Here is a 15,797-nt window from a genome sequence, read left to right as displayed (position 1 = left end):
GCTCTGGCGAACAAAATCGCCGCTGCGCGGTGCCTTCAGCTTATCCCCTTCGGCTACCGGGTCGGGCGCGAGGTAACGTCCCTGTAAGACGCGCCCTCAGCCCACATCCATGTGGGCTACCCCGGCCTTCGGGGAACGCTTCAGCGATTTTGACGCCACCAACACCCGTGCGGTTTGTAACGTCGAAGATAAAACAATCAGGGCAGATAAAATGCCAATGCTAATTAATCACGCTTTTCCAGCAGAGTACGGTAAATCAGACCACCGATAATACCGCCGACAATTGGCACCACCCAGAAGAACCACAGTTGTTCTAATGCCCAACCGCCCTGGAAGATAGCAACCGCAGTACTGCGCGCCGGGTTAACGGAAGTGTTAGTCACCGGAATACTGATTAAGTGAATCAGTGTTAATGCCAGACCAATGGCAATGGGTGCAAAACCCGCCGGAGCGTATTTGTCGGTTGCACCGTGGATCACCAGCAGGAAACCCGCACTCAGTACCAGTTCAACCACCAGTGCAGAAAGCATGGAATAACCGCCCGGTGAATGCTCGCCATAACCGTTAGAAGCAAAACCGCTGGCTGCCGCGTCAAATCCAGCTTTGCCGCTGGCAATTAAATACAGCAATGCCGCCGCCACAATACCGCCGACAACCTGGGCAATCACATAGCCAACGACTTCTTTTGCCGGGAAACGACCGCCTGCCCATAAACCAATAGTGACCGCCGGGTTAAAATGACCACCAGAAATATGACCGACAGCGAAGGCCATGGTCAGTACGGTCAGACCAAAAGCCAGCGCGACACCAGCAAAACCAATGCCTAATTCCGGGAACGCTGCTGCCAGCACTGCGCTACCGCAGCCACCAAATACAAGCCAGAAAGTACCAAAACATTCAGCTGCTAATTTTCTGAACATATCCACCTCAATTAAAAATTGACCCTGTGAAAAATATGGTCGTTTTATAGGGTCGTCGTAAAAAAGTGACGACAGAAATAATGCGTGGGTATTTTAAAAACGAAGGCGAGTCATTCGCCAGATAAATAAATCCAGTAATTTTGATTTAGGGCAATAGTCAGTTCCCTCATATAGTCATTTGCCTGATTGACATTGTAGTGCAAACAACTGAATTAAGCCTTTGGTGGTAACAAAAATAATTCATAAGCTAATTATTTGATTTTGTTGTTTTTTCGGGGGGATCGTTAAGAGGGTATATAACACAATTATTCGCTCATTTTTCAGTCATTTGCCATGCTTAATTGTGCTGTCATCACGTATTGTCACCGTCTTTCTCGTTATACTGCCGGAGTAGAAGATAAATAACATATTTCTGGAGGGGATATGATTCTTGAGCGCGTTGAAATTGTGGGTTTTCGCGGTATCAACCGTTTATCGTTGATGCTGGAACAAAACAATGTCCTGATTGGGGAGAACGCGTGGGGTAAATCCAGCTTGCTGGACGCTTTAACCCTGCTGTTATCGCCAGAGTCAGATCTCTACCATTTTGAGCGCGACGATTTCTGGTTTCCGACGGGAGATATCAATGGGCGGGAACATCATCTGCATATCATTTTGACCTTCCGCGAATCGCTGCCAGGCCGGCATCGGGTGCGCCGCTATCGTCCGCTGGAAGCGTGCTGGACGCCGTGCGCCGATGGCTATCACCGTATTTTTTATCGCCTGGAAGGGGAGAGTGCGGAAGACGGCAGTGTGATGACACTCCGCAGTTTTCTCGATAAAGACGGACATCCGATTGATGTCGAGGATATTAACGATCAGGCACGCCATCTGGTGCGTTTAATGCCGGTGCTGCGCTTGCGTGATGCCCGTTTTATGCGCCGTATTCGTAGTGGCACGGTGCCAAATGTCCCCAATGTGGAAGTCACCGCACGCCAGCTCGATTTCCTCGCCCGTGAGTTATCCTCGCATCCACAAAATCTCTCTGATGGGCAGATTCGTCAGGGACTTTCGGCAATGGTGCAACTGCTTGAGCATTATTTCTCTGAGCAGGGAGCCGGACAGGCGAGATATCGTTTAATGCGGCGGCGAGCCAGCAATGAGCAACGAAGCTGGCGATATCTGGATATCATCAACCGGATGATTGACCGGCCTGGAGGTCGCTCGTATAGGGTTATTTTGCTCGGCCTGTTTGCCACTTTATTGCAGGCAAAAGGTACATTACGGCTGGATAAAGACGCCCGTCCATTATTGCTGATAGAAGATCCAGAAACCCGTTTACACCCCATTATGCTTTCAGTTGCCTGGCATCTGTTGAATCTTCTGCCATTGCAGCGCATTGCCACCACCAACTCGGGTGAGTTGCTTTCGTTAACGCCGGTAGAGCATGTTTGCCGACTGGTGCGTGAATCTTCTCGCGTTGCCGCCTGGCGTCTGGGGCCGAGTGGCTTGAGTACTGAAGATAGCCGACGCATATCCTTTCATATTCGTTTTAATCGTCCGTCATCGCTGTTTGCTCGCTGCTGGTTGCTGGTGGAAGGGGAAACAGAAACCTGGGTTATCAATGAACTGGCGCGCCAGTGTGGACACCATTTCGATGCCGAAGGGATCAAGGTCATTGAATTTGCCCAGTCCGGGCTAAAGCCACTGGTTAAATTTGCCCGGCGAATGGGGATTGAATGGCATGTACTGGTCGATGGCGATGAAGCAGGGAAGAAATATGCCGCTACGGTACGCAGCCTGTTGAATAACGATCGGGAAGCTGAACGAGAACATTTAACGGCGTTACCGGCGCTGGATATGGAACATTTTATGTATCGCCAGGGATTTTCCGATGTGTTCCACCGCGTGGCGCAGATCCCGGAAAATGTGCCGATGAATCTGCGCAAAATTATCTCGAAGGCGATCCATCGCTCTTCCAAACCCGATCTTGCCATCGAAGTGGCAATGGAGGCCGGCCGTCGTGGTGTGGAATCCGTACCGACGCTGCTGAAAAAAATGTTCTCACGCGTGCTGTGGCTGGCGCGCGGTCGGGCAGATTAACCGCGAAACATCGTTGCCATCTGTGGCTGAATGGCGTCGAGCATCTCATAGCGCCGACGGTATTCAGCTCGTTTTTTACTGGCGATTTCGGCAACTTCTTTTCGTGCTATCAGTGCCGGAAGGCGGTAATGGCGTTCAGCATCACATACGCCGCCAACCGATTCCCAGAAAGCGTTGTAATCTGCATGGATCTTGCCTTCTTTATCGCGATAACGCAGGCTGCGGTAAATATGCGTTTCATTACTGACGGCAATGATTTGCTCTACCTGCAAACGTTGGGCAAACAGGCAGGCCGCTTCCATCACGAGGCGTTTTGGGAATAGCCCGTGGCAGGCTTTCGTCGCATTCTGAATTTCCTGATGCGGAATTTCCCATTTCGCACCTTGCAGTCCACCAATAAACATCGTTCTTTTCCCTTGATATTCACACAGGGTAAAAGTGATCTCTGCCAGAGGAATACCTTCACTGTTGCGGAACAGGATTGTGCTGTCACCTTCTTTATCCATTGAGATCATCATGGTCAGCTCAAGCGTGAACGGCTCACCATTTTTACCTTCCAGCTTCGCCAGTTGCAGGCCGGGGGTATTCAAATATAAGCTGAATTCTTCTGCCGACATACACGCACGCAGCAATGCATAATGGTAACGTAGCGCCTCGAGTAATTGCTTACGGCTAAGATTGGCGGCAAGGTAAGGGCGATGCAGACGAACAGGCAGTCGCGGCTGGCGTGTTAACAGCGTATTGAGATTAGGCCAATGGGAAAGTTCGTTCATCCACTCAACGCTTAAGCGCGGCATAATCAACGAGCGCAGCAAAAATTTCTGACGAAAGCTACGTCGGTGCCAGAATTTACCTGGTCGACACTGTCCGCGTGCCAGACTAAGAAAAAGAGACAGGCTGCTGAGAGATTCAGATGGCGTAAAGGACCGTTCAGTTAGCTGCGACATATTCATGAAATCAATGGTTATACATGACGCCGATTTCACCATTGCGTATCTTAACCAAACATCAATAGTGTGATTACTAACGTAAATTTTAGGGTTTTGTTGATATTTCGTTGAAGTTGATGACCCGGATTGGCATATGGAGTATTCAGAATATTTATGAAAAATCGGAGAACCGTGAAGAAACGTTACGTTATTGCGCTGGTGATAGTCATCGCCGGGCTGATTGCGTTATGGAGAATTCTCAACGCGCCCGTGCCGACTTATCAGACACTGATTGTTCGCCCCGGTGATTTGCAGCAAAGCGTACTGGCGACCGGAAAGCTGGACGCGCTGCGTAAGGTTGACGTGGGCGCGCAGGTTAGCGGTCAGTTGAAAACGCTGTCGGTGGCGATTGGCGATAAAGTTAAAAAAGATCAGCTTTTAGGGGTTATTGATCCTGAGCAGGCTGAAAACCAGATCAAGGAAGTGGAAGCAACACTGATGGAGCTGCGCGCGCAGCGGCAACAGGCGGAAGCGGAGTTGAAACTGGCGCGGGTGACGTATTCACGTCAACAACGTCTGGCGCAAACGCAGGCGGTTTCACAACAGGATCTCGACACCGCCGCGACGGAGATGGCTGTGAAACAGGCGCAAATCGGCACTATTGACGCGCAAATCAAGCGCAATCAGGCCTCTCTCGACACCGCTAAAACCAATCTTGATTACACCCGCATCGTTGCCCCGATGGCTGGGGAAGTCACGCAAATCACCACTCTGCAAGGTCAGACGGTGATTGCCGCACAACAAGCACCGAACATTCTGACGCTGGCGGATATGAGCACCATGCTGGTAAAAGCGCAGGTTTCTGAAGCGGACGTCATTCACCTGAAGCCGGGGCAAAAAGCCTGGTTTACGGTGCTTGGCGATCCGCTGACGCGCTACGAAGGGCAGATTAAAGACGTGCTACCGACGCCGGAAAAGGTTAACGACGCCATTTTCTACTATGCCCGTTTTGAAGTCCCAAACCCCAATGGTTTGCTGCGACTGGATATGACCGCACAGGTTCATATTCAGCTCACCGATGTGAAAAACGTGCTGACGATCCCTCTGTCAGCGTTAGGCGATCCGGTTGGTGATAATCGTTATAAGGTTAAATTGTTGCGTAATGGTGAAACACGCGAGCGTGAAGTGACGATTGGCGCACGTAACGATACCGATGTTGAGATTGTCAAAGGGCTGGAAGCGGGCGATGAAGTGGTGATTGGTGAGGCCAAACCAGGAGCTGCGCAATGACGCCTTTGCTCGAATTGAAGGATATTCGCCGCAGCTATCCCGCTGGGGATGAGCAGGTCGAGGTGCTGAAGGGCATCAGCCTTGATATTTATGCCGGTGAGATGGTGGCGATTGTCGGCGCTTCGGGTTCTGGTAAATCGACCCTGATGAATATTCTCGGCTGCCTGGATAAAGCCACCAGCGGCACCTATCGCGTTGCCGGTCAGGATGTTGCCACACTGGACGCCGATGCGCTGGCGCAACTGCGCCGCGAGCATTTTGGCTTTATTTTCCAGCGTTACCATTTGCTTTCGCATTTAACCGCCGAGCAGAACGTTGAAGTACCCGCCGTCTATGCCGGTCTTGAGAGGAAACAGCGACTGCTGCGCGCCCAGGAGTTACTGCAACGACTGGGGCTGGAAGACCGCACAGAATATTACCCTGCGCAGCTTTCCGGCGGTCAGCAACAGCGCGTCAGTATCGCGCGGGCATTGATGAACGGCGGGCAGGTGATCCTTGCCGATGAACCGACCGGCGCACTGGACAGCCATTCTGGCGAAGAGGTCATGGCGATCCTGCATCAGTTACGCGATCGCGGGCACACGGTGATTATTGTCACCCACGATCCGCAGGTCGCTGCTCAGGCCGAGCGGGTGATCGAAATTCGCGACGGCGAAATCGTGCGCAATCCGCCCGCTATTGAAAAGGAGAATGTTGCTGGCGGGACGGAGCCTGTAGTCAAAACGGCGTCTGGCTGGCGGCAGTTTGTCAGCGGTTTTAACGAGGCACTGACGATGGCGTGGCGGGCGCTGGCAGCGAATAAAATGCGTACTTTACTGACCATGCTGGGGATTATTATCGGTATTGCGTCGGTGGTTTCTATTGTCGTGGTGGGCGACGCCGCCAAACAAATGGTGCTGGCGGATATTCGTTCTATTGGTACGAATACTATTGATGTCTATCCCGGGAAAGATTTTGGCGATGACGATCCGCAATATCAACAGGCGCTGAAATACGACGACTTAATCGCTATTCAAAAACAGCCGTGGGTCGCCTCTGCCACCCCCGCTGTCTCGCAAAACCTGCGCCTGCGTTATAACAATGTTGATGTTGCTGCCAGTGCCAACGGCGTGAGCGGCGATTATTTCAATGTCTATGGCATGACCTTCAGCGAAGGCAACACCTTTAATCAGGAGCAACTCAACGGTCGCGCGCAGGTCGTCGTTCTCGACAGTAATACCCGCCGTCAGCTTTTCCCGCATAAAGCGGATGTGGTTGGCGAGGTGATTCTGGTTGGTAATATGCCAGCGAGGGTCATCGGCGTAGCGGAAGAAAAACAGTCGATGTTTGGTAGCAGTAAAGTGCTGCGCGTGTGGTTGCCTTACAGCACGATGTCCGGGCGAGTTATGGGACAGTCGTGGTTTAACTCAATTACCGTAAGAGTGAAAGAAGGCTTTGACAGCGCCGAGGCGGAACAGCAACTGACGCGTTTGTTGTCGCTGCGTCACGGCAAAAAGGATTTCTTCACCTGGAACATGGACGGCGTCTTGAAAACCGTCGAAAAGACCACACGTACTTTACAACTGTTTCTGACGCTGGTGGCGGTGATTTCGCTGGTGGTTGGAGGCATTGGTGTAATGAACATTATGCTGGTGTCAGTGACCGAGCGAACGCGGGAAATTGGCATTCGCATGGCTGTGGGTGCGCGAGCCAGCGATGTACTGCAACAGTTTCTGATCGAAGCCGTGCTGGTTTGTCTGGTGGGTGGCGCGTTAGGGATCTCTCTTTCGCTGTTAATCGCTTTCACCTTGCAGCTTTTTTTACCCGGCTGGGAAATTGGCTTTTCTCCGTTGGCGCTGCTGCTGGCGTTTCTTTGCTCGACCATTACCGGGATTTTATTCGGCTGGCTGCCTGCGAGAAATGCGGCACGGCTGGATCCAGTGGATGCTCTGGCGCGAGAGTAGTATTTGAGATAAAAATGCCAGCCGATCGGGCTGGCATTTTGCCTGTAGGATGTACACAATGAGACAGAAGAGCTATGCGACTGCCGCTTCTACTTCGACGGGCACAATAACACTGGCATGATTGCCTTTTGGCCCCTGGTGGACATCAAACTGAACGGATTGCCCAGCTTTTAGCGTTCTGTAACCATCCATCTGGATGGTGGAATAATGAGCGAAAATATCTTCGCCGCCGCCTTCAGGGCAGATGAAACCAAACCCTTTGGCATTGTTGAACCACTTAACAGTACCCTTTTCCATGCTTCGACATCCTTCGCAAATCTTATACAAGTAAGATGGAATAAACCGGGGTCAGAGAGGGGGCAGTTCAAAACCTCGCCAACTCTAGAAATACAATTTAGAGAAATAGGGCGAGTCGTCAAGCGTTTGACAGGGGCCAGGGGGTAGGTATGCATCAAAAATTTGAAGCAGTTAACGCTATTGACAGTAATGTGACTGATGTCGCTGATGCCAACGATAGATGATACTTATCTATTATGTGGAGTAGATTGGTCAGGCAAATAAGCTCTTGTCAGCGGCAGAGCGTTCTGCCGATAACCGTAACCGAAGATGATAACTGACAATGGGTAAAACGAACGACTGGCTGGACTTTGAACAACTGGCGGAAGAAAAAGTGCGTGACGCGCTAAAACCGCCATCTATGTATAAAGTGATATTAGTCAATGATGATTACACTCCGATGGAGTTTGTTATTGACGTGTTACAAAAATTCTTTTCTTATGATGTAGAACGTGCAACGCAATTGATGCTCGCTGTTCACTACCAGGGGAAGGCCATTTGCGGAGTCTTTACCGCCGAGGTTGCAGAAACCAAAGTGGCGATGGTGAACAAGTACGCGAGGGAGAACGAGCATCCATTGCTGTGTACGCTGGAAAAAGCCTGAATGCAGGCATAAAAATTGGGGGAGGTGCCTATGCTCAATCAAGAACTGGAACTCAGTTTAAACATGGCTTTCGCCAGAGCGCGCGAGCACCGTCATGAGTTTATGACCGTCGAGCACTTGTTACTGGCATTGCTCAGTAATCCGTCTGCTCGGGAGGCGCTGGAAGCATGTTCCGTGGATCTGGTGGCGCTCCGTCAGGAACTGGAAGCCTTTATTGAACAAACCACACCCGTTCTGCCTGCCAGTGAAGAGGAGCGCGACACACAGCCGACGCTGAGTTTTCAGCGTGTACTGCAACGTGCGGTCTTCCATGTTCAGTCCTCCGGTCGCAGTGAGGTTACCGGTGCGAATGTTCTGGTTGCTATCTTTAGCGAACAGGAGTCACAGGCGGCGTATCTGTTGCGCAAACATGAAGTCAGCCGTCTCGATGTGGTGAACTTTATTTCTCATGGCACGCGTAAAGACGAGCCATCTCAGTCTTCTGAACCAGGAAACCAGCCGAGCAGTGAAGAACAAGCTGGTGGGGAGGACCGTATGGAGAATTTCACGACTAACCTGAACCAGCTTGCACGCGTGGGAGGAATCGACCCGCTGATTGGTCGTGAGAAGGAACTGGAGCGCGCCATTCAGGTTCTCTGTCGCCGCCGTAAAAACAACCCGCTGCTGGTCGGGGAGTCTGGCGTCGGTAAAACCGCCATTGCGGAAGGTCTTGCCTGGCGTATTGTTCAGGGCGATGTACCGGAAGTGATGGCTGACTGTACGATTTACTCCCTCGATATCGGTTCTCTGTTAGCGGGCACCAAATATCGCGGCGACTTTGAAAAACGTTTCAAAGCATTGCTTAAACAACTTGAGCAGGATACAAACAGCATCCTGTTTATTGATGAGATCCACACCATCATCGGCGCAGGTGCAGCCTCTGGCGGTCAGGTGGATGCAGCTAACCTGATCAAACCGTTGCTCTCCAGCGGTAAAATTCGCGTAATTGGTTCGACAACCTATCAGGAGTTCAGCAACATTTTCGAGAAAGACCGTGCTTTGGCGCGTCGCTTCCAGAAAATTGATATTACTGAACCGTCGATCGAAGAAACTGTTCAAATCATCAACGGCCTGAAACCGAAGTACGAAGCGCACCACGACGTGCGTTATACCGCGAAAGCGGTGCGTGCGGCGGTAGAGCTGGCGGTGAAATACATAAACGATCGTCATCTGCCGGATAAAGCGATTGACGTTATCGACGAAGCGGGCGCTCGCGCACGCCTGATGCCGGTAAGCAAGCGCAAGAAAACGGTCAATGTGGCGGATATTGAGTCCGTGGTAGCCCGTATTGCACGTATTCCAGAGAAGAGCGTTTCTCAGAGTGACCGCGATACGCTGAGAAACCTCGGTGATCGCCTGAAAATGCTGGTCTTCGGTCAGGATAAAGCCATTGAGGCGCTGACTGAGGCTATCAAGATGGCGCGTGCGGGTTTAGGCCACGAACATAAACCGGTCGGTTCGTTCCTGTTTGCTGGTCCAACTGGGGTCGGGAAAACCGAGGTGACGGTACAGCTTTCCAAAGCCCTGGGCATTGAGCTTTTACGCTTTGATATGTCCGAGTATATGGAGCGTCATACCGTCAGCCGCCTGATTGGTGCACCTCCGGGATACGTTGGTTTTGATCAGGGTGGTCTGCTGACCGATGCGGTGATCAAACATCCGCACGCGGTGCTGCTGCTGGACGAAATCGAGAAAGCGCATCCGGACGTATTCAACATTCTGTTGCAGGTGATGGACAACGGCACGCTGACCGATAACAACGGACGCAAGGCAGATTTCCGTAACGTGGTGCTGGTGATGACCACCAACGCCGGGGTACGTGAAACCGAGCGCAAATCTATTGGCCTTATCCACCAGGATAACAGCACCGATGCGATGGAAGAGATCAAGAAGATCTTTACGCCAGAGTTCCGTAACCGTCTCGACAACATTATCTGGTTCGATCATCTGTCAACCGACGTAATCCATCAGGTGGTGGATAAATTCATCGTCGAGTTGCAGGTTCAGCTGGATCAAAAAGGTGTTTCTCTGGAAGTGAGTCAGGAAGCACGTAACTGGCTGGCCGAGAAAGGTTACGACCGGGCAATGGGTGCACGTCCGATGGCTCGCGTCATTCAGGACAACCTGAAAAAACCGCTCGCTAACGAACTGCTGTTTGGCTCGCTGGTGGACGGCGGCCAGGTCACCGTTGCACTGGATAAAGAGAAAAATGAGCTGACCTACGGGTTCCAGAGTGCGCAAAAGCACAAGGCGGAAGCAGCGCATTAATCTGATGGTGTAAAGCCTTTTAAGTAGGTTGATAAAGTCCGTAATCCTGTATGGGGTTACGGACTTTTTTGTTTGTGAGGTGAGGGCGGTTGTAACCCTAATTTTTATGGTTTCTGTAACTTATTGATAATTAACGCTGCTGGAAGGCAAGGATAAAAAAGGGTGGCAGCAGGGAAATTGGATAGTTTTACTTTATTAACAACGGGCTAAACGTGTAGTATTTGAGTTCACTGCCGTACAGGCAGCTTAGAAATGGTGCATGGCATCTTTGTCTGTGATTCGTTCGTTCACTGCCGTACAGGCAGCTTAGAAAACACTGGATCAGGAACAACTTGCAGGGTTAGGGTTCACTGCCGTACAGGCAGCTTAGAAAAGCCTCGCATGTTCCGAAACTCCTGTTCGATAGTTCACTGCCGTACAGGCAGCTTAGAAAGTCAAGCGTTGACCGCCATCAAAAATGGTACAGTTCACTGCCGTACAGGCAGCTTAGAAATACATCTGACGCGACAAAACCAGCACCATTAAGTTCACTGCCGTACAGGCAGCTTAGAAAGGTTCCGGTAGCTGCACCGATTGCGCCTGCACGTTCACTGCCGTACAGGCAGCTTAGAAAGCTCGGTACCTCTACCAACCCATCCACATATAGTTCACTGCCGTACAGGCAGCTTAGAAAAGACACTCTCTGGTGGAGAGAAGCGGAAGATTGTTCACTGCCGTACAGGCAGTTTCACAATACGTAATGGTAGACGTTTGGTCATATCATGATGCTCTCAACGTCAAAACATTAGCCTTAGCACACAATAACAATTGTAATAATTGCGACAGAAATCAATTTCCTGCACAGAAATCAATGTTGTACTAATCCTAACGCCTTAAAACAAAAATAATCACAGGATGTGTTTATGTCTTCAAATTACCTTACTCCTTCTGACCTCAAAACTATTCTCCACTCCAAACGCGCCAATATTTATTATCTGGAAAAATGCCGGGTACAGGTGAATGGTGGGCGGGTGGAGTATGTTACCAGTGAAGGCAAGGAGTCGTATTACTGGAATATCCCCATTGCGAATACCACGGCGTTGATGTTGGGGATGGGAACTTCCGTTACCCAGGCGGCGATGCGTGAATTTGCCCATGCGGGGGTGATGGTAGGATTTTGTGGTACGGATGGCACACCGCTTTACTCCGCCAATGAAGTAGATGTTGATGTCTCCTGGCTCAGCCCACAAAGCGAATATCGTCCTACCGAGTACCTTCAGCAATGGGTTTCTTTCTGGTTTATTGAAGACAAACGACTTGCCGCCGCGAAACGTTTTCAGTTAATCCGCCTGACACATATTGATAAGCACTGGACCAGCGCGAAAATGCAGCGTGAACACGCATTTCAACCTGATACCAGCGAGCTCCAGACCTTGATAAATCGCACTCGCGAAGAAATAGACGCGGCAGAAAACCATACGCAGCTTATGCTCGTAGAAGCCAAAATGACCAGGGCGTTATACAAAATGGTCAGTCAAACAGTGGGCTATGGCGATTTCACCCGCGCAAAACAGGGCGGTGGGATTGATATGGCCAACCGTTTCCTCGATCAAGGGAATTATCTGGCCTATGGCCTGGCGGCAGTGGCGGCGTGGGTAACAGGTATTCCCCACGGTTTAGCGGTAATGCACGGTAAAACACGTCGCGGTGGGCTTGTTTTTGACCTTGCCGATCTGATTAAAGATGCCCTTGTTATGCCACAAGCATTTATCGCCGCAATGGCGGGAGAGAATGCTCAGGAGTTTCGTCAACGCTGCATCAATATCTTTCAACAAGCGGATGCGCTGGATGTCATGATCACCTCTCTGCAGGAAACGGCTCAGGCACTGCCTAAGGGTGACCAATGAACGTCCTGATTATTTCGCGATGCACAAAAAATGCTCGTGTTGAGAGTTGCCGTATTATTGATCAGTTTGCCGAACGCACAGGTGATGCCGCATGGCAAACGGTGATTACTCAGGAAGGTGTTAACACTTTACGCCGTTTACTGCGCAAAACGGCAAGACGAAACACAGCGGTTGCTTGTCACTGGCTGAAGAAGAATGGGCAAACGGAGCTGATGTGGATTGTCGGCAATATTCGTCGCTTTAATGCTCAAGGCCGCGTTCCCACAAATCGAACAACGCAAACCAGCCTGGTGAACAAAGAAGAACATCGCTGGCAGTGCGCGGAAAGCATTGCGCTGCTGGCGGCTATTGCTGGGTTATTTCATGATTTTGGTAAAGCAGGACGCAGCTTTCAGCAAAGCCTGACCAAAAAGAGTGCACGAAGTTATCAACCTTACCGGCATGAGTGGATTTCGCTGCGGCTTTTTCAGGCTTTTGTCGGTAAGCAGTCAGATGATGTGTGGCTGGAAAAACTTGGGGAATTAACGGCAGATGATGAAACCGCGATTCTTGAGCGCCTGCAAAAGGACACGCCTCATTTTTCCAATAGTCCATTCAGTTCGCTGCAACCACTCGCCAAAACGGTAGGCTGGTTGATCCTTTCCCATCATCGAATGCCGGAGAATCTTTCGCCACAACCGGAACAATCATGCAAAGGCTGTGAAAGTTGGCTGGAGAAGCAACTCAATGCTGACTGGAATGCCGTTAACCACCGTAAGAATGACTGGTCACCTCAGGATTTCGAGCAAGTCTGGCAGTTTCCGGCAGGCACTCCGCTTCAAAGCGCGAGCTGGCGAGAAAAAGCGCGTCAGATTGCCCGTCGGGCGCGTAACGCTGTCGGTTTAAAGGAATGGGGGCTGATGGAGCAACTGTTTCCATTACATATGGCGCGTTTTTGCCTGATGCTTGCCGATCACTACTATTCATCTAACGACGCGCAGCAAAAATGGCAAGATCCGAATTATATCGTCTGGGCAAATAGCGATCGGCAGAGCGGCACGCTCAAACAACGGGTAGATGAGCATCTTGTGGGCGTCGCGCATCATGCGTATTTGCTTGGGCGGCAACTGATGCACACACGGGCATCGCTTCCGGCAATTGCCCGACATAAAGGTTTTAACCAGCGAGCTACAGATGCGAAATATCGCTGGCAGGACAAAGCCTGGGATGTGGCGCGTGCGTTACGTGAACGCAGTCGGGAAGATGGCTTTTTCGGTGTCAATATGGCCTCGACGGGGTGCGGTAAAACCTTTGCTAACGCCCGCATTATGTATGCGCTTGCTGATGAGCGTGAAGGGTGTCGTTTTACCATCGCATTGGGATTACGTACGCTGACTTTACAAACGGGTGATGCTCTGCGCAGCCGGCTTGGACTCGGTGAGGATGAGCTGGCTGTACTGATTGGTTCGGCGGCAGTCAAACAACTCTGGCAGCAGGAAAAAACAGACAATGATTGTGGAAGTGCTTCGCAAGAGTCGCTGGCAGAGGAGCAACAGTTTGTTAAATACGAAGGCAGTCTTCATACCGGGGCGCTGGAAAAATGGTTGAAGGATGACAGCAAACTTAAGGAGTTAGTAAGCGCACCGATTCTGGTAGCAACGATTGATCATCTTATTTCCGCGACCGAAGGTGTGCGTGGCGGGAAACAGCTTCCGGCGATGTTGCGTCTGTTAACCAGTGATTTAGTGCTCGACGAACCTGACGATTTTGATATTGCCGATCTCTATGCAGTATGTCGTCTGATGAACTGGGCCGGAATGTTGGGAACGCGGGTATTACTTTCTTCCGCGACGTTGCCGCCAGATTTGATTCAGGCTCTGTTCGCGGCTTATCTTGCCGGGCGCAAAATGTGGCAGGCGTCATGCGGTACGAACGGCAGACCCGTCAATATCTGCTGTGCCTGGTTTGATGAAAAAGATGCTGATGCCACACAAATTGGTGATGGCGCTACTTTTCGTGAGACGCACAAAAAGTTTGTTGCGCGACGAGCGTTAATGTTGGCTGAAAAAGAACGACTGCATTTCGGGCGTATAGCTTCGATTTCATCCCCATCAAGCGCGATTCAGGATGTTATCGAAAGCGTGGCTCAGACGGTACATGAGCAAATGCTGAAGTTGCATCAGGCGCATCGCCAGCAACACGAAAGCGGCAAAACTGTTTCGCTGGGTCTGGTGCGCTTCGCCAATATTAATTCTCTGGTCGCGGTGGCCAAAGCTCTGATTACCATTCCTTCACCAGAAGATGTCTGCATTCATTATTGCGTTTACCACTCCCGACATCCGCTGGCGGTACGTTCAAATATTGAGAAGCGGCTGGATCGCGCTTTTACTCGTCATAGAGAAGATGATTTCTGGAAAAACGAGGATATCGCTGAAGCCTTACATAAAAGTCCGGAATCGCACCATATTTTTGTGGTGTTGGGCACATCAGTTATAGAAGTGGGGCGTGACTGGGATGCGGACTGGGGAATTATTGAACCGAGTTCTATGCGTTCGATTATTCAATTTGCCGGACGTATTCAACGCCACCGCAGAAATGTGCCAACCAGTGAGAATCTGGTTATTTTGCGGAGCAATATCAAAGCATTGCAGAAAAAATGCCCCGCATTTTGTAAACCGGGTTTCGAAACAAAAGATCGCGTGCTGAATAGCCATGATATTTGCGAGCTGATACCACTCACGGACTACCGGACGATTAATGCCTTACCACGGATCTTACCTGCCAATAATGAAAATAAACTGGCGGAACTTGAGCATAGTCGTTTATTCACCGAGTTGATGAGTAGTAAAAGCAAACATGTGGTAGCTGCGCAATGGTGGCGCGCACCGCTAAGCTGGAACGGCTGGATGCAGCGCCAGACGCCTTTTCGTTATTCGTCGTTACCGGAAGCGGTGTTTTTTCTGCATATGGATGACGAAGAAAGTAAAGCGAGTTTCTATTCCCGCATGGGCGACAACGAGCGTAAAGAGCAGGGGAATTTCAAACGAGAAGAAGTGATATGCGCCAGCGGCGTTGCTTGCTGGGGCATGATGGATTACCAACAAGTTTTGTTGGATCTGGCTGTTGAGCACAGTTGTGAGATTAATCGTGTCGGGGAAAGGTTTGCTGAAGTGAGAGTACCCGTCTGTGACGAAGATGCGCTCAACGGCTGGCATTATCACCCATGGTTAGGGGTGTTTCGCGCCCCGTGAAGGGGCGCGAGCTGCCTGTACGGCAGTTTACAAGTCCGTATCCGGAGATACATCTATTTCTAAGCTGCCAACGGCAGTGCGTGAATATTAATCTCGCAACTATTATGTTTCAAATGATTTATGCATGGTAATATAACTTTGGTTTATTGCATTGGGTTTAGCTAGATTAATGCGTAGATACATCTAGGTGAACTATCCATGATTATCACCACGGGTGTTGTCCCTTTTGCTGTATGCGTCGTTGTACTGAAGCCATGTTGAGCTACGGAG

The 15,797-nt window shown here is 50.6% G+C and carries 11 protein-coding genes and 1 CRISPR repeat array; of the genes, 8 read left to right on the top strand and 3 right to left on the bottom strand.

The window, feature by feature from the left end:
- Positions 1-224: 224 nt before the first annotated feature.
- Positions 225-920, bottom strand: coding sequence for an aquaporin Z (gene aqpZ, locus LG381_RS18710; protein ID WP_010347562.1), 696 nt, complete (start codon positions 918-920; stop codon positions 225-227).
- Positions 921-1,343: 423 nt separating this feature from the next.
- On the opposite strand from aqpZ, the gene LG381_RS18705 reads away from it, so the two are divergent.
- On the top strand, positions 1,344-3,002 hold the full coding sequence (locus tag LG381_RS18705) for an ATP-dependent endonuclease (protein WP_000599824.1): 1,659 nt from the start codon (positions 1,344-1,346) through the stop codon (positions 3,000-3,002).
- On the opposite strand, the gene LG381_RS18700 is transcribed toward LG381_RS18705, so the two are convergent.
- A complete protein-coding gene (locus LG381_RS18700; RefSeq protein WP_137598424.1) occupies positions 2,999-3,955 on the bottom strand; it encodes a VirK/YbjX family protein in 957 nt (318 codons plus the stop codon). The genes LG381_RS18705 and LG381_RS18700 overlap by 4 nt on opposite strands.
- A 150-nt stretch (positions 3,956-4,105) precedes the next feature.
- On the opposite strand from LG381_RS18700, the gene macA reads away from it, so the two are divergent.
- Both macA and macB read left to right on the top strand, forming a co-directional pair.
- On the top strand, positions 4,106-5,221 hold the full coding sequence (gene macA, locus LG381_RS18695; RefSeq protein ID WP_000797455.1) for a macrolide transporter subunit MacA: 1,116 nt from the start codon (positions 4,106-4,108) through the stop codon (positions 5,219-5,221).
- The gene (macB, locus tag LG381_RS18690) at positions 5,218-7,164 is read left to right on the top strand and encodes a macrolide ABC transporter ATP-binding protein/permease MacB (protein WP_225762756.1); all 1,947 of its coding nucleotides are present in this window, start codon (positions 5,218-5,220) and stop codon (positions 7,162-7,164) included. Before macA ends, macB begins: the two co-directional genes overlap by 4 nt.
- 72 nt (positions 7,165-7,236) lie before the next feature.
- Here macB and cspD read toward each other — a convergent pair whose 3' ends face one another.
- A complete protein-coding gene (cspD, locus tag LG381_RS18685) occupies positions 7,237-7,461 on the bottom strand; it encodes a cold shock-like protein CspD (RefSeq protein ID WP_000410785.1) in 225 nt (74 codons plus the stop codon).
- A 149-nt stretch (positions 7,462-7,610) separates the two neighbouring features.
- Between cspD and LG381_RS18680 the strand changes: the two genes are divergently transcribed.
- The 5 genes from LG381_RS18680 to cas3f all read left to right on the top strand — a co-directional run bounded on the left by LG381_RS18680 (position 7,611) and on the right by cas3f (position 15,527).
- Positions 7,611-7,685, top strand: a complete 75-nt coding sequence (locus LG381_RS18680) for a hypothetical protein (RefSeq protein WP_212741843.1) — start codon at positions 7,611-7,613, stop codon at positions 7,683-7,685.
- 98 nt (positions 7,686-7,783) lie between these two features.
- Positions 7,784-8,104 carry an ATP-dependent Clp protease adapter ClpS gene (gene clpS, locus LG381_RS18675; protein ID WP_000520792.1) on the top strand — a complete coding sequence of 107 codons (321 nt, stop codon included), beginning with the start codon at positions 7,784-7,786 and terminating at the stop codon, positions 8,102-8,104.
- Positions 8,105-8,134: 30 nt separating this feature from the next.
- Positions 8,135-10,411: an ATP-dependent Clp protease ATP-binding subunit ClpA gene (gene clpA, locus LG381_RS18670; protein WP_000934072.1), complete on the top strand. Its 2,277-nt coding sequence runs from the start codon at positions 8,135-8,137 to the stop codon at positions 10,409-10,411.
- Positions 10,412-10,636: 225 nt separating this feature from the next.
- Positions 10,637-11,144: a CRISPR direct-repeat array (repeat unit 28 nt; unit sequence GTTCACTGCCGTACAGGCAGCTTAGAAA).
- A gap of 169 nt (positions 11,145-11,313) precedes the next feature.
- Positions 11,314-12,297, top strand: coding sequence for a type I-F CRISPR-associated endonuclease Cas1f (gene cas1f / locus LG381_RS18665; protein WP_225762755.1), 984 nt, complete (start codon positions 11,314-11,316; stop codon positions 12,295-12,297).
- On the top strand, positions 12,294-15,527 hold the full coding sequence (cas3f, locus tag LG381_RS18660; protein WP_225762754.1) for a type I-F CRISPR-associated helicase Cas3f: 3,234 nt from the start codon (positions 12,294-12,296) through the stop codon (positions 15,525-15,527). Before cas1f ends, cas3f begins: the two co-directional genes overlap by 4 nt.
- The last annotated feature ends 270 nt before the right edge of the window (positions 15,528-15,797 follow it).

Origin of the sequence: Escherichia sp. Marseille-Q3837 (genome assembly GCF_916618735.1) — a bacterium.
In the GTDB taxonomy this organism is placed as follows: Bacteria; Pseudomonadota; Gammaproteobacteria; order Enterobacterales; family Enterobacteriaceae; genus Escherichia; species Escherichia ruysiae.
This window is presented reverse-complemented; position numbering and strand designations above follow the sequence as displayed.